General features: G+C 65.3%; 19 protein-coding genes and 3 tRNA genes. All 22 read right to left on the reverse strand.

Annotated elements, in window-relative coordinates:
* Positions 1-6 precede the first annotated feature (6 nt).
* The 22 genes from TACI_RS06645 to TACI_RS06750 all read right to left on the reverse strand — a co-directional run bounded on the left by TACI_RS06645 (position 7) and on the right by TACI_RS06750 (position 17,735).
* Positions 7-843, reverse strand: a complete 837-nt coding sequence (locus TACI_RS06645) for a UDP-3-O-acyl-N-acetylglucosamine deacetylase (RefSeq protein ID WP_012870034.1) — start codon at positions 841-843, stop codon at positions 7-9.
* The gene (lpxD, locus tag TACI_RS06650; RefSeq protein WP_242601201.1) at positions 840-1,874 is read right to left on the reverse strand and encodes a UDP-3-O-(3-hydroxymyristoyl)glucosamine N-acyltransferase; all 1,035 of its coding nucleotides are present in this window, start codon (positions 1,872-1,874) and stop codon (positions 840-842) included. The genes TACI_RS06645 and lpxD overlap by 4 nt, the downstream gene beginning before the upstream one ends.
* A gap of 14 nt (positions 1,875-1,888) precedes the next feature.
* Positions 1,889-3,067 carry a hypothetical protein gene (locus tag TACI_RS06655; protein ID WP_012870036.1) on the reverse strand — a complete coding sequence of 393 codons (1,179 nt, stop codon included), beginning with the start codon at positions 3,065-3,067 and terminating at the stop codon, positions 1,889-1,891.
* Between the two features lie 55 nt (positions 3,068-3,122).
* Complete coding sequence (locus TACI_RS06660; protein WP_242601086.1) at positions 3,123-4,850, reverse strand: BamA/OMP85 family outer membrane protein; 1,728 nt, start codon at positions 4,848-4,850, stop codon at positions 3,123-3,125.
* 92 nt (positions 4,851-4,942) lie between these two features.
* The gene (locus tag TACI_RS06665; protein ID WP_012870038.1) at positions 4,943-5,518 is read right to left on the reverse strand and encodes a hypothetical protein; all 576 of its coding nucleotides are present in this window, start codon (positions 5,516-5,518) and stop codon (positions 4,943-4,945) included.
* 68 nt (positions 5,519-5,586) lie between these two features.
* Positions 5,587-6,153: a sigma-70 family RNA polymerase sigma factor gene (locus TACI_RS06670; protein WP_242601087.1), complete on the reverse strand. Its 567-nt coding sequence runs from the start codon at positions 6,151-6,153 to the stop codon at positions 5,587-5,589.
* Positions 6,154-6,205: 52 nt separating this feature from the next.
* The gene (locus TACI_RS06675; RefSeq protein WP_242601088.1) at positions 6,206-6,856 is read right to left on the reverse strand and encodes a histidine phosphatase family protein; all 651 of its coding nucleotides are present in this window, start codon (positions 6,854-6,856) and stop codon (positions 6,206-6,208) included.
* Between the two features lie 50 nt (positions 6,857-6,906).
* Positions 6,907-6,982: transfer RNA gene (locus tag TACI_RS06680), tRNA-Thr, on the reverse strand.
* 9 nt (positions 6,983-6,991) lie between these two features.
* Positions 6,992-7,067: transfer RNA gene (locus TACI_RS06685), tRNA-Glu, on the reverse strand.
* Between the two features lie 12 nt (positions 7,068-7,079).
* A tRNA-Lys gene (locus TACI_RS06690) sits at positions 7,080-7,155 on the reverse strand.
* Positions 7,156-7,188: 33 nt separating this feature from the next.
* Complete coding sequence (gene argH / locus TACI_RS06695) at positions 7,189-8,580, reverse strand: argininosuccinate lyase (RefSeq protein ID WP_012870041.1); 1,392 nt, start codon at positions 8,578-8,580, stop codon at positions 7,189-7,191.
* A complete protein-coding gene (locus tag TACI_RS06700; protein WP_012870042.1) occupies positions 8,567-9,157 on the reverse strand; it encodes a DUF501 domain-containing protein in 591 nt (196 codons plus the stop codon). The genes argH and TACI_RS06700 overlap by 14 nt, the downstream gene beginning before the upstream one ends.
* On the reverse strand, positions 9,154-9,576 hold the full coding sequence (locus TACI_RS06705) for a S1 RNA-binding domain-containing protein (RefSeq protein ID WP_012870043.1): 423 nt from the start codon (positions 9,574-9,576) through the stop codon (positions 9,154-9,156). Before TACI_RS06705 ends, TACI_RS06700 begins: the two co-directional genes overlap by 4 nt.
* Positions 9,577-9,626: 50 nt before the next feature.
* Positions 9,627-10,235 carry a hypothetical protein gene (locus TACI_RS06710; protein WP_164925194.1) on the reverse strand — a complete coding sequence of 203 codons (609 nt, stop codon included), beginning with the start codon at positions 10,233-10,235 and terminating at the stop codon, positions 9,627-9,629.
* Positions 10,232-10,777 carry a hypothetical protein gene (locus TACI_RS06715; RefSeq protein WP_012870045.1) on the reverse strand — a complete coding sequence of 182 codons (546 nt, stop codon included), beginning with the start codon at positions 10,775-10,777 and terminating at the stop codon, positions 10,232-10,234. The genes TACI_RS06710 and TACI_RS06715 overlap by 4 nt, the downstream gene beginning before the upstream one ends.
* A 13-nt stretch (positions 10,778-10,790) precedes the next feature.
* Entirely contained in the window at positions 10,791-11,105 is a 315-nt protein-coding gene (locus TACI_RS06720) for a hypothetical protein (protein ID WP_012870046.1), read from the reverse strand.
* Positions 11,106-11,118: 13 nt separating this feature from the next.
* Entirely contained in the window at positions 11,119-12,711 is a 1,593-nt protein-coding gene (locus TACI_RS06725; protein ID WP_012870047.1) for a DUF342 domain-containing protein, read from the reverse strand.
* Between the two features lie 19 nt (positions 12,712-12,730).
* Positions 12,731-13,468 carry a FliA/WhiG family RNA polymerase sigma factor gene (locus tag TACI_RS06730; protein WP_012870048.1) on the reverse strand — a complete coding sequence of 246 codons (738 nt, stop codon included), beginning with the start codon at positions 13,466-13,468 and terminating at the stop codon, positions 12,731-12,733.
* Positions 13,469-13,472: 4 nt separating this feature from the next.
* Complete coding sequence (locus TACI_RS06735; RefSeq protein WP_012870049.1) at positions 13,473-14,522, reverse strand: hypothetical protein; 1,050 nt, start codon at positions 14,520-14,522, stop codon at positions 13,473-13,475.
* Between the two features lie 11 nt (positions 14,523-14,533).
* Entirely contained in the window at positions 14,534-15,025 is a 492-nt protein-coding gene (locus tag TACI_RS06740; protein ID WP_012870050.1) for a chemotaxis protein CheD, read from the reverse strand.
* 3 nt (positions 15,026-15,028) lie between these two features.
* Positions 15,029-15,682, reverse strand: a complete 654-nt coding sequence (locus TACI_RS06745; RefSeq protein WP_012870051.1) for a chemotaxis protein CheC — start codon at positions 15,680-15,682, stop codon at positions 15,029-15,031.
* Positions 15,683-15,695: 13 nt separating this feature from the next.
* Positions 15,696-17,735, reverse strand: coding sequence for a chemotaxis protein CheA (locus TACI_RS06750; RefSeq protein WP_012870052.1), 2,040 nt, complete (start codon positions 17,733-17,735; stop codon positions 15,696-15,698).
* Between the last annotated feature and the right edge of the window lie 3 nt (positions 17,736-17,738).

Here is a 17,738-nt window from a genome sequence, read left to right on the forward strand (position 1 = left end):
CCCCATCTATCCTTCATTATCCGATACAAGGCCCCCAAGGGCCCTCAAGACCGCCACCGCCCGATGGTGGATCCCGTGCCCGGTCCGGATGGACACGAAGGCCCCCCGGACCGGACGGCCCACCAACGCCAGGTCCCCCAAAAGGTCAAGCACCTTGTGCCCCAGACACTCCTCCCTGAAGGGCAGATGGGACCGGTTCATGGGCCCCTCCCGGTCTATCACCAGCGCGTTGTCCAACCCCCCGCCCCTTATGAGCCCCCGGGAGAGCAGGGCCTCCACCTCCTCCCGAAATCCGAAGGTCCTGCAGGGGGCTATCCTGCCAACGAAGGTCCCCGCATCCACCGGGAACTCCCCGTACACGGTGCCTAGCGGGGTCCCCGGGTAGTCCAGGAGGCACGACACCTTGAGACCATCGAACGGGTAGGCGCACAGTATCCTGCCCCCCGCGGGATCCTCGAAGGCCAGGGGGGACGTGACACCCACGGGCTCCACATCCCCCGCCTCCACCCTAGCGTCCACCAGGGCCCGGACGAAGGGCATGGCGCTGCCATCCAGGATAGGCACCTCCGGCCCCTCCACCTCTATGAGGACCTGCCAGATGTCCAGCCCCGCCAGGGCCCCCAAGAGGTGCTCCAAGGTCTCCACCGACCGGCACCCCACCTCCACGTGGGTCCTCCGGTCACCGCTGCAGGGGCGCCACCGGTGGGCCGGCACCGGCCCATCGCCGGAGGAGAACCATATCCCCGGGAGATGGAAGGGGCGGACCGTGACGCCGCAGGTCCGGCCGGAGTGCAACCCCACCCCCTCAAAGGACACCTCCCCACGGAGGCCGAAGCACCTCACGCCCCATCCCCCCGGCGGGACTCCAGGTCCCTCACCCGGGCCTCCAGGGCCTTCAAGCGCTCCAACAGGTCCGGCAGGCGCCGGACCAGCCCCTGAAGCCTCAGCTCCTCCCGGTGGTCCCGGGCGGGGAAGCCGGAGACGAAGGAGCCCGCCGGCAGGTCCTTCACCACCCCTCCCCGGGCGGCGATGACGCACCGGTCACCCACCGTGACGTGATCCCTCACCCCCGACTGGGCGGCCATCACCACCGACCGGCCCAGCCGGGCGCTGCCCGCCACCCCCGAGTAGGCCACCAGCACCGAGTTAGGGCCGATCTCGCAGTTGTGGGCCACGTGAACGTGGTCGTCCATCTTGACCCCCTCCATAACCCGGGTGGCCCCCACGGTGGCCCTGTCCACGGTGGAGCAGGATCCCATCTCCACCCGATCCCCCAGGACAGCTATCCCTATCTGGGGAACCTTGATCCGCTCACCATCCGCCCCCTCCACGAAGCCGAACCCGTCGCAGCCCACCACCGCACAGCTGTGGATCCGGCAGTGGGCTCCCACCTCACAGCGGTCCTGAACCACCGAGAAGGCCTGGAGCACCGACCCGGCTCCGATCCTGGCCATCCTCCCCACGTAGACGAAGGCCTGCAGCCACGCCCCGTCCTCCACCACCGCACCCTGCTCCACCACGCAGTAGGGACCCACGTGAACCCCCATGCCTATGGAGGCCTCCGGATGGATCACCGCGGTGGGATGCAACCCCTGGAACTCCAGGGGGGGATCGAAGCACTCCAGGGCCCGGACCCAGGCCCCGTCCAGGTCCTCCACCTCCACCCCCCACAGGGGGGGCCTCACCAACCCCTTGAGGGCCACCAGCCCCGCGGGACCCACCGAAACGCCCAGGGGCCCCCGGCTCCTCCAGAAGATCACGTGCCCCTCCGCTGGCTCATGGGGGGGACACACCCCAACAACCTCAATGGACCCATCCCCCACAGGACGGCCCCCTATGATTGAAGCGAACTCATCCAAGCGCAAGGCCAACACCTCCAACGGGGGAACTAAAGGTTGCTCAGGAACATGAGGCTCACCGGGTCATCGTATCGGGAGTCGTAACGGATCTCCACCGAGAAGTGATCCGAGAGCCGGCGTCCTAACCCAATCCGTTTGCCACCCCTATCACCGATGGCCATGTGCAGATAGAAGTCATCGGGCAATACATCGGTATTTACCCGAAGGAACCACTCTCCACCGGGATAGGTCCGCTCTACACCCGCCCACAGATACTGGAGGATCCGCCACTTGAGCCCCCAACGGCTCTCCACCGACAGGTCGACGCCATCCACCACCCACTCACCGTAGGCCTCCATCCACCAGGAGGGTAAGAGCTGCACCTTCCGGCCCAGGTGAACTCCCCCTTCGCTGGACCGGCCATCCGAAAGGGCGTGGGCCGCCACCCAACCCCAGATCACGTAACGGCGGCTGTCCAGCTCCATCAAGAGCTCCCCAATGGGGGCGGGCCTAACCTCCGCCCGGGCCTCCACCTCCAGCCTGCCCGCCAGGGAGCCGGATTCAGCCGAACGGCACAGGTGGCTGGCCGCCTGGGAGGACCTGCCCCTCAGGTACTCCACCGGAAGCCCCAGGAAGGCGGAGGCCCCGGTGAGGGCCTCATCCCTCATCTCACCCAGGACCAGGGCGGGCAGCGTGGAGGACCTGACCCGAGGGTTCAAGGCAAGCACCAGGGGCTCCCCGGGAGTGAGGGACACGTTCAAGACCCCCTCTGCGGGGGTGACCACCGCCCGGAAGCCCCGCATTCGCCTGGAGCAGACCTCCTGCACCAGCTCCTCCAGGGCCCGCCTGCCCCAGGTGAAAGCCTCGTTGGGAAGACCCTGAAGCTGGGGCTCCAACTCGGACGACAGATCCCCCAAGTCCTTCTCGATCCAGCTCGAAACAGGTTCCCTCCAACTCCCCGCTGCGGCGGTAACCCTCCATGAGCGGCCGTTCAAGGGAGTCAGACGAACCTTGAGCAGGTCCCCGTCGGCGGAGGCCTCCACCCGATAGCCCTCGAAGAGCCGGCCGCAGACCATCTCCAGTATCCTCAGCCGCTCCCCCTGAGGACGGGAGGTGCCCATCTCCCGGTAGACCGCCAGCACGGTCCTCTCCACCGAGGGGACAAGCCACCGGGGCACCCCCTCCACCAAGGCCTTCGGGGCACCCAGGGCCAGGCCACACCAGGCCAAAACGAGGGCCGCGGCAAAAGCCGCAGCCCTCGCCGAAGTCCTAAGATCAGCTCCCCTAGAACATGTCGCCGAATCCGAAGTGGGTCCTGGTCTCATCGTCCCCCTGGGCGTAGTCCAGCCGAAGGTTCCCCAGCGGGGTCTTGACCCTTATGCCTATGCCCTTCGACTGGGCCAGGTCCGAAAGGTCCATCCCCTCGCCATCGGACTTCTTCCACGCCTTCCCCGCATCGTAGAAGAACACCAGCGAGAAGTTGTCCTCCACCGGCAGCCGCAGCTCCGCGTTGAAGAGCAGCATCTCCTCACCCCGGAACCGGTTGTCCTTGTACCCCCTCAGCGTGGAGGTACCCCCCACCAGGTACATCTCACCCCAGGGTATGTCACCGCTCCCCCAGCCCGCCCGGGCCCTCAAGGCCAGAAGCACCGGGTTGTCCTCGCTCTTGGAGCCGAAGTCCAGGTAATCCATCAGCTTCTTGAGTGGCGTGTAGAAACGGGCCTCCAGCCAGTACTTGGTGTAGTCCCAGTCGCCCCCCAGGGACGAGAACCCCTTCTCGAAGTTCACCGTCTCCACGTCACCCTTGGGATAAGACAAGTAAGGATCCATGGTGTTCCTCGTAAGGCTAGCGGTTACGGAGAAGTTTTTGCCGTCCTCCATCTCCCGCCTCTCCTCCGGGGTCCTGTTGGAATCACCGGAGGTGACAGTGTTCTCCACCTTATGCCAGTCAAGGGTCACGAACCAGCTCAGCTGGTCGTTACCACGGAACTTCCGGCCCGCCCCCACGTAGGCGCCGATCTTCTCCTGATCGTAGGTGAAGCGCCAGTTGTTGTTCTCGTCGTAGTAGTCGTAGTCGGTCCACTTGCGCTTGTAGACCCCAGCGTTCCAGGAGTAGGTGTCCTGATCCATGTAGGGCTGGCTGTAATAGACCCAATACTGCTCGTTGTCTCCCAACTCAAACCCGGCGGAAAGGTTCGTTCCGAGACCCTGCCAGTTGCTGTCGCTGTAGCTCAATCCGCCGCTCCAGCCGCTCTGGCTGCCGTGACCTACCGAAAGACCCAACTTGCCCGTCTTGGCCTCCTCCACCGTGAGGATAAGATCCATAACCACCGGATCCTCGGTGGGCTCGAAACCCACGCTTATGTCCTCAAAGTAGCCCTTGGCCTGGAGGCGGTTCAGGGAGTGACGAAGCACCGTGGCGTTGAACAGGTCACCCTTCTTGAGCTTCAGCTCCCGGCGGATCACGTAATCCTTGGTCTTCTTGTTCCCCTGGATCACCACCTCCCCGACCCGGGGCTCCAGGATGGTGACCTCCACCACCCCGTCCTTCACCTCCACATCCTGGACCCGCATCATAACGTACCCATCCTTGCGGTACTTGTCGGTGATCCGCTGAAGGTCGTTCCTGAAGAAGGTCCGGTTGAAGATGTTGCCCGGGGAGGTGAAGCAGAGGGCCTTCAGCTCCTCCTCCCGGTAGGCCACGTTGCCCTTGAAGCGGAGTGCCTGGACCACCGGGTTCTCCTTCACGGTGAACACCACCCGAACCCCCTCGGGCACCTCCTCAACCCGGTAGTCCACCGTCTCGTAGAACCCCAGGTCGTAGATGGCATCCCGGTCCCTGTCAAGCTTCTCGTAGCTAAGGGGCTGACCCACCTTGGTGGACAGGGCCCCCGTGACGTAGGACGCCACGGTCCTCTCGAGCCCCTCCACCTCCACCGCCGCCACGTTGGCCCCCTCCTCCGCCAACGAGGGAACCGCCAAGACTGCAACCAGCAGCGAAACCAAGCACAAAACGCGCCACACCCTCACGGGACCACCCACCCTCTGCTCTCGTTCTGTTGCGGTCTAAACATTATAAGGTATGAAGTCCCCCAGTAGGAGGGTCACTGCCCCTCCAGGGCCCTCTGACCCGCCCTAAGCAGGATCAGGGCCTCGTCCAGCCCCAGCGAGGGCCGGGACTCCCCGGGACGCTCCGCCGGGGGCACTGCATGGGACCCCTTGGGGGACACACCGGACTCCGCAACCCTAGGTTGCCTGGACCTGGCGACCCCCTCCGCCGCCCTGGCGGGGGCCACCGAAACCACCCTCACCGGCGGAGACGCAGGATCCAACCGCTGGGGCGGCACCGCATCCACCAGCTTGACGTCCGGGACGGGCCTCTCCTCCCGGGGAACCGATGCGGACGGGACGGGGACCCCATCCCCCACCGCTAAGGGCTCCACCGAGGCCAGGAGGGCCAGCAACGCCATGGCGGCCCCCACCAGGGCGGGACTCCACCGGGCACCGGCCTTCGCGGGGGCACCCGCCACCAGATGGGACACGTGATCCCTCAATGACCGGGCCTCCGCCTCCAGGCACTGGCTCTCCGCCAGGGCGCTGTCCCACATGGAGGCCTCCACCGCCCGGGTGAGCCTCTCCAGCCAGCGCCTCACCCGCTTGAGCCTCAACTCCACATCCAAGGGAAACCACCCCCACCCTCAAGGATCCCGACACTTAACGTTATCCCCGAAGGGCATCGAAAAGTGGATCAGGCCCCCCCAAGGGAGAGCACCTCCCGGAGCTTGGCCAGCGCCCTCCTCCTTATCTTGTGGATGTAGCTCACGTCCAGCCCCTTCTCCTCCGCCAGCTCCCGGGCGCTCATGTCCTCCAGGACCAGGGATCGCACCACGTCCGCCTCCCTCTCCGAGAGAGCCCCCAGGGCCAGCTGAAGGTCCATGGTCCAATCCAACCGACTGAAGCCGTCCTCCCAGGGACCCAGCTCCTCCAACACCTGATCCTCCACCGGGATCGGCGAGGACCCCTCCACCCGGGATAGGAAGTTTATCATCCTTCCCCGGATCCTGTAGTAGGCGTAGGTGGAGAACCGATGTCCCCGGCTCGGGTCGAAGTTGTCCACCGCCTCCAGGAGGCCCAGCATCCCCTCCTGGACCACGTCCTGGTAGGCCCGGTTCCCAAGCCGACGGGCCAGCCAGAACACCATGGGACGGTACGCCAGGATCAGCTCCTCCCGGGCCTCCTGGTCCCCCTGGGCCAACCGGGCCCAAAGGGCCTCCTCGTCACCCCCTGGACCAACCATAGACTCGGATGACAACACACCACCCCCAATCCTATAGACGACCCACGGGAATTCTACCACAAGGGGGGCGTCACTCCCCCAGGGGGCTATCCGGGTAGCCCATCAGGTGGTGCCGGTCGTTGGTGAAGCACAGCATCCGGAAGTCCCCATAGACGTCCACGGCGCTTATGGAGCAGTTGTCCACCCGGAGGTGCCAGAAGACCTTGAGGTCCCTCACCTTGAGCAGCACCCCCATGAGGACCCTCAACGCGTAACCGTGGGACACCAGCACCGCCCTCTCCTCCCCAAGGATCCCGGAGCTCTCCACAAAGTCCTCCAGCCTTCCGGTTATGGAGGCCAGATCCTCCCCCCCAGGCGGGGTCCTGCCAAAGGGGTCCTGGCGCCATAGCCGGTACTCCTCCCCGTACCGCTCCTCTATCTCACGGACGGTGAGCCCCTCCCAGCGGCCGAAGTCCAGCTCCGTGAGCCGCGGGTCCACCCGAAGATCCGATGAGCCCGCCTCCGCCAGCGCCTCCCCCAGACACCGGGCCCTCACCAGGGGGCTCGAGTAGATCCCCGTGGGCTCCCACCGGACGATCCGCCGGACGGTGAGCTCCACCTGCTTCATCCCCTCCTCATCGCAGGGGACGTCGGTTCGCCCCTGGTAGCGGAAACTGGCGTTCCAGCCGGTCCTGCCGTGCCTCACCAACAAGATCCTGCAAGCCAAAAGGGTCACCTCCATGGCCGGGTCATAAAAAAATCCCCCTCCTAGACCGAAGGGGGATCATCCTCTGGAGCCGGCGGGCGGACTCGAACCGCCGACCTGCGCATTACGAGTGCGCTGCTCTACCTGCTGAGCTACACCGGCACGTGTCTGTGGCGGTCCCAACGGGATTCGAACCCGTGCCGCCGCCTTGAAAGGGCGGTGTCCTAGACCACTAGACGATGGGACCCACTTCTACTCCTGGTGAGCCGTGTGGGATTCGAACCCACGACACCCGGATTAAAAGTCCGGTGCTCTACCAACTGAGCTAACGGCTCGCCACATCGGATGATTCTACAGGAAAAACCGCCCTAGTCAAGGCTCCCGGAGCCCAGCCACGACTCGAGAAGCCGGGCCCCCTCCTCTCTCTGCCTCCTCACCTCCGAGGGGCTGGTGCCCCCGTAGGTGCACCGCCGCTCCACCGACGTCCTTATATCCAACAGGGGAAGCAGGTCCTCCCCCGCCTCGGGGATGAACCTCATTATCTCATCCAACCTGAGCCCGTGCAACCGCCGCCCCTGGTCCACACACCACCGGACCAGGCGCCCCACCTTCTCGTGGGCCTCCCGGAAGGGCACCCGCCGCATCACCAGGTACTCCGCCACGTCGGTGGCCAGGGCCAACCCGTCGGAGAAGCACTCCATGGCCCTGGTCTGGTCCACCTCCACCCGCTCCAGAAGGGCGGACAGCACCTCCAGCACTGACCCTGTCACGCTCAGGCTCTCGAAAAGACCCCGCTTGTCCTCCTGGAGGTCCCGGTTGTACGTCAGCGGCAGCCCCTTCACCATGCACGCCAGGTCCACAAACCGGCCCAGCACCCCCGACGCCTTACCCCGGGACAGCTCCAGCACATCCGGGTTCTTCTTCTGGGGCATCATGCTGGAACCGGTGCAGAACTGGTCCGGAAGGTCCAGCCAGCCGAACTCCCGGGAGGCGTAGATTATCAGGTCCTCGCAGAGCCTGCTCCAGTGAAGCGCGCAGGATACGCAGAAGTAGTGAGCGTCCAGCAACGCGTCCCGCTGAGCCACCGAGTCCAGGCTGTTCTGGGTGGGCCCCTCGAAGCCCAGCTCCCGGGCCACCATGAACCGGTCCAGCGGAAGCGTGGACCCCGCCAGGGCCCCGGAACCCAGGGGACACCGGGATATGGACATCAAGGCCAAGTCCAGCCGGTCCCCGTCCCGGAGGAACGCCCAGAAGTGGGACATCCAGTAGTGCCCAAGGCTTATGGGCTGGGCCTGCTGCAGATGGGTGTAGCCGGGCACTATCACCTCCTGATGACGCTCCGACAGCTCCAGCAACACCTTCAGAAGGCCCCCCAGGGCCCCCTTGAGCTCCTTGAGCCTGCGACGCAGGTGCAACCTCACCGCGGTGGCCACCTGGTCGTTCCTACTACGGCCCGAGTGGAGCTTGGCCCCCGAGGGCCCCACCTTGGCGGTGAGCCGGGCCTCCACGTTCATGTGAACATCCTCCAGGGCCGGATCGGGCTCGAAGGACCCGTTCCGGATCTCCTCCAGGATCTCGCTCAGCCCCTCCTCTATGCGCCGAAGGTCCTCCTGGGATATTATCCCAACCCGCTCAAGCATCCTGGCGTGGGCCAGGCTGCCCCGGATGTCGTCCTCCGCCAGGCACCAGTCCAGATCCAGCGACTGGGTGAAGTCCCGGACCCTAACGTCCGTCTCCCCCCTGAACCTACCCTTCCACAAGAGACTCACCTCCACATCCGGGTCCTCCGCACTCCAAGGCCCCCACCTCCAGGGCCAGCCAGGAAGCCATTGGGTGGTACCCAAGCCCCAGCCAGGAGGCCACGTGCAGGTGAAGACACTTGGCGCCGAAGCCATGGACGAAGCCAGCCCCACCGACCCCCCTGCCCCATATGGCCCGAAGCAACCCCGGATCCCTCCGCACCCTGGAGGCCTCCCAGGGACCCAGCAGGCTCCCCCTGAGACGGGCGTGCATCAGATGATAAACCCTCATCTCGTCCAAACGGGACCCCATGGCCAGCTCCATCCTGCCCACCGCCCCACGGGACTCCCTCTCGGCGCACCGGACCGCCAGATGGGGACACACCAGCCAGAAGGTGGTGGGGAAGGGCCCCCTGGCCCCCAGGGGCCCGCAGAACAGGACCCGGGGAAAGCCCCGCCGGCACGGGGCGCAGAACCCCTTAACCACCGACAGGTCCCTTATCCGATCCGGCGGGGTCCAGGGGACCTCAAGAGAGCCGGGGGGAACGTAGAAAACCGGGGGGCAGCCGCCCCCCGGCGCGTGCACCTGCCACCTCATCGCTTCCCCGGCTTCCTCTTACCTCCCCTGGAGTCCTTCATCTTGCTGTTCAGGTCGGCTATCTTCTCGTCGCTGGCCTTGAGGAACATGGAGAGCTTCTTCTCGAAGTCCATCTCCCCACCCCCACCGTAGCCCCGCTGGGGGGGCCGGCTCTCCCGGGGCTTCAGGGCCTTGATGGAGAGGTCTATCCGTCCTCGCTCGTCGATCTTGATGACCTTGGCGGTCACCTTCTGCTGGAGCTCCAGGACGTCCTCCACCTTCTTGACGTAGCTGTGGGACAGCTCCGATATGTGGACCATCGCCTTCTGGCCGTTCTCCAGCCGGACGAAGGCCCCATAGGGAGCTATGTGCTCCACCGTCCCGGTGACCACGTCACCCACGTTCACCCCGGCGGTAGTTGCCGTCTTGTCTTCCACCATTTGCCGCTCGACCCTCCAGTTTTATGTCGTCTGTCCCCCAGGGGGGAAACCTAAAGCCACACCCAGCGGATCGGATCCTCCGCCCCGAAGACCCTCACCATGAGGAGCCGAGCGGGCTTGCCACCCGATTGGGCCCCATGGTACCACAACAGAAGCCTCCCGGACCTCTTGTCCAAAACGCTTCGCTTCACTATGTCCCTCATTATAGGGTAGAAAAGGGCCATGGCGCTAGCCCCCTTCAGCTCCATGGGAGCATATCTTATGCGGTTTGACCTCTCCTGGGGCAGGGAGGCCACCAGCCCAAGCCCCTCCAGCACCGCAGGGCACCTGCCAAGGGGCACGGTCCCAACCCAAGGCTCCTTCTCCCGCACCCGGAACCCAAGCACCCGCCCTTCCGGGAGGGAGAGCCCCCCGGACACCCTGACGGACCTGGGGTCCAGCACCCACCGGGAGGCGGAGGCCACCCGCACGGACCGCCAGCGGACGAAGGAGGCGGAGATGAACCGGGCCTCCAGTGCCCGACGAATCACCCGGAGCTCCCGGTGGGGAAGGCCGCCCAGGACTCGGCCCATCCGGGACCGCAGGCCGCTCCTCACCCTCACCCGGCCAAGGAAGATCCGGCCCAGGGCCTCCAGGGCCCAGTCCAACGTCCCCCTCACAGGGGCTCGTCCTTGAGGGCCTCCAGGGCCCTGATCACCCGGCCGAAGGGCTCCAACACCTCCATGGTCTCCCCCAGCGAGACCAGCTGCTCGAAGACCTTGCTCGCCTGCTGAAGCTGATCCTTGGTGAGCACCACCCTCACCGGGGAGCTTATGGGATCCACCTGAAGCAGGAACTCCAGCTCCCCCTGGAGATCCGCCTGACCCGTCCGGTCCAGGGGCGCCAGGGAGGTGGACTCCACCAGGGCGGTGGGCCCCTTGCCGTGCTGGCGCACCGCCCCCAGGGCGTCCATCTCCCTCACCAACCACAGGCTGGGGCGGACCTCAAGGGCGTCCACCAGACCCTTCACGATCACGTCCTCCTTCAGGTACACATCCAGGGCCCCCCCGTAGAGGATCCGCTCTATCTTGGTGGGCCTCAAGGGCTCCGTGTACCTGAAATCCAAGGGGACCCCCCGGTTATCCACCACCAGGGCGGCCCCCACGTAAAGCCCGTCCCTCTCGTCCACCACCACGTAAGCGGCGCTCACCCCAGAGGCCATACAATCCCTCCGCTCAACCGTAAACCTCAAAGGACCCGGAAGCTCCACCCTCCGGATCCCCCGGGCCCTCCTTCGGTCCACCACCCCGCTTGTTCCCTCGACGACCGCCGCCGGATCCAGCTTCCCTCTCGGCGGCCCCTTCCAGGGGCCTGTCGGCGCTGGAGGCCTCCGCCTCCGCCAGGCGCCTACGCTGATCCTCCTGCCTCCGCTGGGACTCCACCTGGCGGGAGGCCGCAAGGGCGGCGGAGAGGGGGTCCTTGGGCGCCTCCTGGGCCCTCTGCTCCAGGTTCCACATGGATAGCTGCCAGTCCACGGGCCGCAAAGACACGGACCATCACCCCCTAGTAGTCGAAGGGCTTTATCCTTATCTCCCCTTCCTCCACCGCGAAGCTGACGAACTTCTGATCCGATCGGACTATGTAGTTCATGCCCCGGATGGAGACCACCACCCCGTTGTGACAGGTCCCCTTCACCCGGACCCGCCCGGAGGCCTTGCTGCTCTCCACCTCCGCCTCGATGGCCGCCATCCGCTTCTCCAGGACCGATATCTGCCCCTGAAGCTGGAACTTGGCCCGGGTGAGGCGCACCATGAGTGCCCTCTTCTGGTCGTCCAGCAGGTCCCGCTCCTCCAGCTTCTTGAGGTAACCCAGGTTGGTGTTCACGTCCCCCATCTTGGCCTTCAGGTCCTTGAGGGACTCCACGATCCTCCGCCTCTCCTCCATGAGCTCCGGCGGGACCCCCACCACCACCTCGGTCTTGGTGCCCATCTCGCTCCCCAAGGTCTCGCACACCACCTCGATGCCCGCCTGGACCCGGCCCCCAACGATCTGCCCCTTCTTGCTCCCCTGGACGATCACCGAGCCCCGGGCGGAAACCTGGCTGTGCATTATGGCCTCCGATACCCTTACGTCCCCCCCGGCTCTCACGTGGGCCTGATCTATGTAGGCGCAGGACACGTCCCCCTTGGCCTCCAGCAGGGCCTTGCCGGTCCCCCGGACCCCTACCTTTATGACCATGTTGCCCTCACAGGAAAGGTGCGCCCCCTCCACCACCCCGTCCACGAACAGGTCCCCCCCGGCCTTCACCGAGAAGCCCTCCCGGACGGAGCCGCGGACCATCACGGGCCCCACGAACTGGATGTTCCCGACCCCGTAGTCCACATCCCCCTTCACCTCGAAGAGGGGCAACACGCACAGCTTGCCGTCCTTTATGGACAGGTGCCCGTCCTGGGCGGCGTAGAGGTGCATCCGGTCCTCGGACATCTCGGTGCCGGAACCCGCCGGAAGGTTCTTGTCCTTGGGCGCCTGGGCCTTTATGGGCTTCCCCATGACGGTCATCCCGTCTTGCCCAGGCACCGGGGGGGTCTTCTCCGCCAGCTCCTGTCCCTTGAGGACGTTTATCACCGTCCCCAGGTCCTTCATGTCCACCCGCTTGCCCTCCTGGGTCTCCTTGGGCTTCAGTCGCTGGAGGTCCACCTTGTAGACTATGGCCGCGTCCTTGCCGTGCACCACCTCGCGGCCCCGGGCCACCTCCACCCACTGGTTCAGGTGCGACCCCGACGCCAGGGCCCGGATCACGTCCGCCTTAAAGCCCTCCACAACCCCGTGATCCCGCAGGAACCGCTCTATGTCCTCCGGGGACGGTAATGGAAGCTTCCCCAAGGGGGGCGTCAGTTTCATGGAGCAGCTGAGGCCGTCCTCGGATATCCGGATCTCCATCTTGGCGGGACGGTCCAGGTCGGTCTTCCGCTCCGCTATCTTGACGCTCTCGCCGGTGCGCTCCTGGACCGCCCTGGCCACCAGCTGACCATCGTAGTCCTCTATCTGCTTCTCCTTGAGGAGGGCCACCACATCGGACAGCACCAGCTCCCCTTCGGGCTCCACAGTGAGGTATATCCCGTCATCCCTGACGCTCAGCTTGAAAGGCCGATCCAAATCAGCACACCTCCCGTTTCTAAAGGAGCTTGGAGCGCAACATGGCTATGGCCCGCCCGTGAAGCTGGGAGGCCCTGGACTCGGTCACCCCCAGAACCGCCCCCACCTCCTTGAGGGTCAGCCCCTCCTGGTAGTAGAGGGAGAGGAGCAACCGCTCCCTCTCGGGCAGCTCCTCCAGGGCCCGCCGCACCAGGGCCAGCTCCTCCCGGCGCTCCACCTCCTCCTGGGGGGAGGGGGACGGGTCCTCCAAGAGGCCATCCCGCTTGACCTCCCCGTCCTCCAGGCCCAGGACCTCATCCAGGGACACCACGTAGGATCGGCTGGCGATCTCCAAAAGCTCCCTGTAGCTCTTTTCGTTCATCCCTAGCCTCTCCATTAGGGCCTCGTCGTCCAGAAGGGTGCCCTCCGCAGCCGCCTCCTCCATGGCCCGCTCCAGCCGCTGAAGCTTGTCCCTCCCGGTCCGGGATATCCAGTCATACCGGCGAAGCTCGTCCAGGATGGCCCCCCTTATCCGGGGCACCGCGAAGGTCTGGAAACAGAAGCCCCTGGAGGGGTCGAACCGGTCCATGGCGTCCAGGAGCCCCATTACGCCGAAGCTAAGTATGTCGTCGTAGTCCAGTCCCGGCGGCGGGGTCACCGCCATGCGACCCGCCACATACTTGACCAGCGGAATATACCTCTTGACGATCCTCTCCCGGTTCTCCCCCGTGGGCTCCTTGGCGTAGGCCTCCCACAGGATGGCGTCGTCGGACCTCACGGGATCACCTCTTGAGCAGAAGGATGAGCACCAGCAGGAAGAGTCCCAGGGCCCCCAGGAACAACGCCAGCGGACCGCCCCTGGGGGCGGACATGGGCTCCGGCCGGGAGGTGGGGGAAACCCGGATCTTCATGTCCCGGGACATCTTGAAGACCGCGGATATGCCATCCGACACCGCCAGCTTCACCACCGCATCCCCCGCCGGGGACCTCTCCACCGACTCCACCGGAAACTCCGCGTTGCGCCCCGCCCTGGCCAGGAAGCGGCCAATTAGCCTCCCCAGGGGGCCCGAGTCGTCCAGGTCCACCGGGACCACCGCCCCCACGTTCAGCTCCCCCACGCTCAACCCCTTGACCGGGTCCAGGTAGGGCTTGCAGGCCAAGGTTAGCTCCGAGGGCTTCGACTTGGTATCCTCCTTCTGCTGTTTAGGCTCTGGGACCTCATCCCGCCTCCCGAGGCTCGACATGTCCAACCGGATCCGGTGGAACCGCTCCACCTCCAGGGTGCAACTGACGTCAAGCTTGAGGGACTGGGACAGGGCCTCCTTGAGCGAATGGGCCTTGGCCGGGGCGGAGGACGGGTCCCTGAAGAGGGAGTTTATGGCGGTGGGGGGGAAGAGCCTCTCCAGCAGGGACTCCATCTGCTTGTACAGGCTCCTGTCCGGGGAGGCCGGGATGGACCTTATGGCGGCCCGGACAGACTCCCAGCCGGCGTAGACATCGAAGGACTCCGGTAGCCCCCCCGCCCCGACCCAAAAGGTGAGGTCCTTAACCTCCCCTGTTATGCCCTCCGCCACGTAGCAGAAGGCCCCCTGGACGTCACCCCTGCGGCGGGTCTCGAACCGCCCCTTCACCGCCACATAAGTGGGGGCCGCCGCCCTCAGCATGGCAACGGCCTTCTCGTAGTCCACCCCCGAGGAGGTGATGGCGCTCAGGACCGCCTCCTTGGGACACCCCAAAAGGGACGCCAGATCCTCCACCACGTGGGCGGGGATCAGCGAAGCCAGGCTATCGGGCACCGGTGTCACATCACCCGGCGGGAAACGTTCATCCATCAAATGCCCCCCTAGAGCTCCTTGACCCCGGTGCCAAGGGTCTTGACCACCAGGACCCAGGTGTCGGTGGAGAACTCAACACTACGGCCCTTGCTACCCCCCACGTCGGATGCCACCAGGGGCACCCCGAACTTGGCCAGCATGGCAGTGGTGGCCTCCACGTTCCTGGCCCCAACCGCCAGGAGGGAGCTCTCCTTGCCGGGGATGTTGAACATCTGGGCCCCGCCGGCCATCTTGGCCTTCAGCTTGGACTTGTTGACCCCCAGCTCCATCAGCTTGTCCATCATGAGGGGCACCGCCGTGTCGGCGAACTTGCCGGGCTTCAAGACCTCCTTGGCGTCCCGGCTGTCCGGAAGCATTATGTGGGCCATGGCGGCCACCCTGGCGGCCTGATCGTATATGACCAGACCTATGCAGGACCCCAGCCCCAGAGTTATCAGCGTGGCGGGGTGCCTCACCGCCACCAGGTCCGCCATCCCAACGTGTATAGCGGAGGTCGACATGGGCTAGAGCACCCCCAATCTCTTAAGGAGCACTTCCAGCGACCCAGGATCGGGGACCATGATCACCATACCTCGGGCCTCTGCGTCGGAGTCCTGGATCTTGAGGGTGGTCTTCACCAGAAGGGCGGTGTCACCCATTATGCCGAACATGGCGGCCACCACGTCCATTATGGAGCCCAGCATGTCGTGGGCCACCGCCGGCACTGACACGGGAAGGGCCCAGCCGGTCATGGAAGACAGGGCGTTCAGGAAGGCCCCGAGGATTATGTTGCCCACCTCCGCCAGGGCGCTGTCCCTTATCTGCATCCGGACCTCCTCCTCCATGGAGCTCAGGTCCATGGAGATGAGAAGATCCGCCAGGGTGGACGCCTCCTCCTCGTACATGAGGAATATGATGTTGCAGGAGAACTCCCCGTCCGCCCGGATCAACACCCCGCACGCCAGGTCCTCGGGGGAACCGTAGTGGTTGGCTATCTCGTAGACCGAGACCAGCTCCGCCACCGGAACGTCCATGTCCACCATGCGGCCCAATAGCTTGGACAGTGCGGTGGCGGCGTTGCCGGCCCCTATGTTCCCCACCTCCCTTATGGCGTCCATCTGAATGCTGTTGAAGGAATCGAAATCAACCGACATGGCCTCACCCAAACCCTCTTCCATCCAAGGTACGCCCCTACAGGGAGGCGGCGTCCAATATCAGGGCCACATTGCCATCCCCCAGGATTGTGGCCCCCGCCACGCCCCGGACCTTCTGCAACAGCTTGCCCAGAGGCTTTATCACTATCTCCTGCTGGCCCACGAAGTCGTCCACCACGAAGCCTATGCGGTTCCTGTCCCGGCCCACCCGGACCACCACCACCGGATGCTCCTCCACCCCCTCCCGATCCACCGGGGTTGAGAGGATCCCCGCCAGGTCCGAAAGGGTCAGTATCTCTCCCCTCACGGTGGTCACCGGGGTACCGTGCACGTACTTTATTTCGCTCTTGGGCACCAGCAGGGTCTCCTCCACGTTCTCCAGCGATATGGCGTAGATCTCATCCCCCACCCGGATCAGCAGGGCCAACACTATGGCCAGCGTCAAGGGCAACCTTATGACCACCCGGGTCCCCTCTCCGAGCTTAGAAAACACCTGGAACTGGCCCCCCAGGGACTCCACCTTGCTCTTCACCGCGTCCATGCCAACTCCACGGCCTGAGAGGTCCGTAACCACGTCGGCGGTGCTGAACCCAGGTAGCAGGATGAGCCGGATGGCCTCCTCGTCGGTCATCATCTGGGCCTGCTCGGCGGTCACTATGCCCCGCTCCACCGCCTTCCGCCTTACCTTGGCGGTGTCTATCCCACGGCCGTCGTCCTGAACCTCTATGATGACCCCGTTGCCCTCCTGATAGGCCGCCACGGTGATGGTCCCCTCCCGGGGCTTGCCGTTCCTCTCCCTCTCCTCCGGGCTCTCCAGCCCATGGTCCAGGGAGTTCCTGAGCAGGTGAACCATGGGGTCCCCTATCTCGTCTATGACCGTCCGGTCCAGCTCGGTCTCCCGGCCCTCCACCACCAGCCGGACCTCCTTGCCCATCTGACGGGACAGGTCCCTCACCAGCCGGGGCAGCCGGTCGAACACCATGGAGACCGGCACCATCCGGAGCTTGGTGACCAGCTCCTGGATCTCGCCGGATATGCGCCCCAGCTGGGACAGGGGCTCGTCGAAGGCCTTTATCTTGGTCTCCTGGGCCAGCCGCTCTATCCTGGCCCGGCCGATCACCAGCTCCCCCACCAGGTTCATGAGCTTGTCAAGGCGCCCTATGTCCACCCGGACAGTGCGGCTACCCTTCTTGGAACCCTGCTGGGGCGCCTGGGCCGCACCCGCCTGAGGCTGCTGCCCCTGGGAAACCTGGGGGGTTCCAGAGGAGGACTGCTCCTCCTCGTCTTCGTCGTCCTCCATGTCCCCTATGGAGAGCCCACCGTCCTCGTCGAAGTTGAGGGGCGTCACCTCCACCGACGCCACCTCGCTTATGGAGGACGCCACCGACGACAGCGCCTCCCCGGTCTCATGGGTGGCCACGTAGACCCAGAACTCGGTGTCGAAGGCCTCCCTCTCCAGGTCCTCCACCCCGGGCTGGGTCTTTATCAGCTCCCCCATCTCCCCAAGACGGGTCACCACCATGTAGGCCCGGGCGGCCTTCAACATGCAACTGGGGCTCAAAGCCACCCTGAGCTCGTAGACCGCCATCCCCTGATGACGGGCCTCCTTCACCCAACCCCTCTCCTGCTCGGTGAGCTCCACCTTCTTCCCCACCTTGGCGGGCTTGGCGGCGGGGGCCTCGTGGGCCTTGTTGACCAAACGGTGGAGCTGCTCCACCAGGGCCTTCACGTCCACGTCCTTGTCGCTACCCCCACCCCTTATGTTGTCCACCATGGCGGTTATGGCATCCAGACACTTGAAGAGCAGGTCCACGTCCTCGGAGTTGAGCACGTGCTCTCCGCTGCGGGCTAACCCCAGCAGATCCTCCATGGCGTGGGTCAGACCCGCCATGGAGTCGAAGCCCATGGTGGCGGACATGCCCTTGAAGGTGTGGGCCACCCGGAATATCTCGTTTATTATGCCCATGTCGGACTGGTTCTGCTCCGCCGCCAGGAGCAGCTCGTTCAGGTTCTTCAGCTGATCCGTTGCCTCGTCCAGAAACGCTCCTATGTACTGACTCATGTCCATGTTGGTCATCGG

Origin of the sequence: Thermanaerovibrio acidaminovorans DSM 6589 (assembly GCF_000024905.1) — a bacterium.
GTDB lineage: Bacteria > Synergistota > Synergistia > Synergistales > Synergistaceae > Thermanaerovibrio > Thermanaerovibrio acidaminovorans.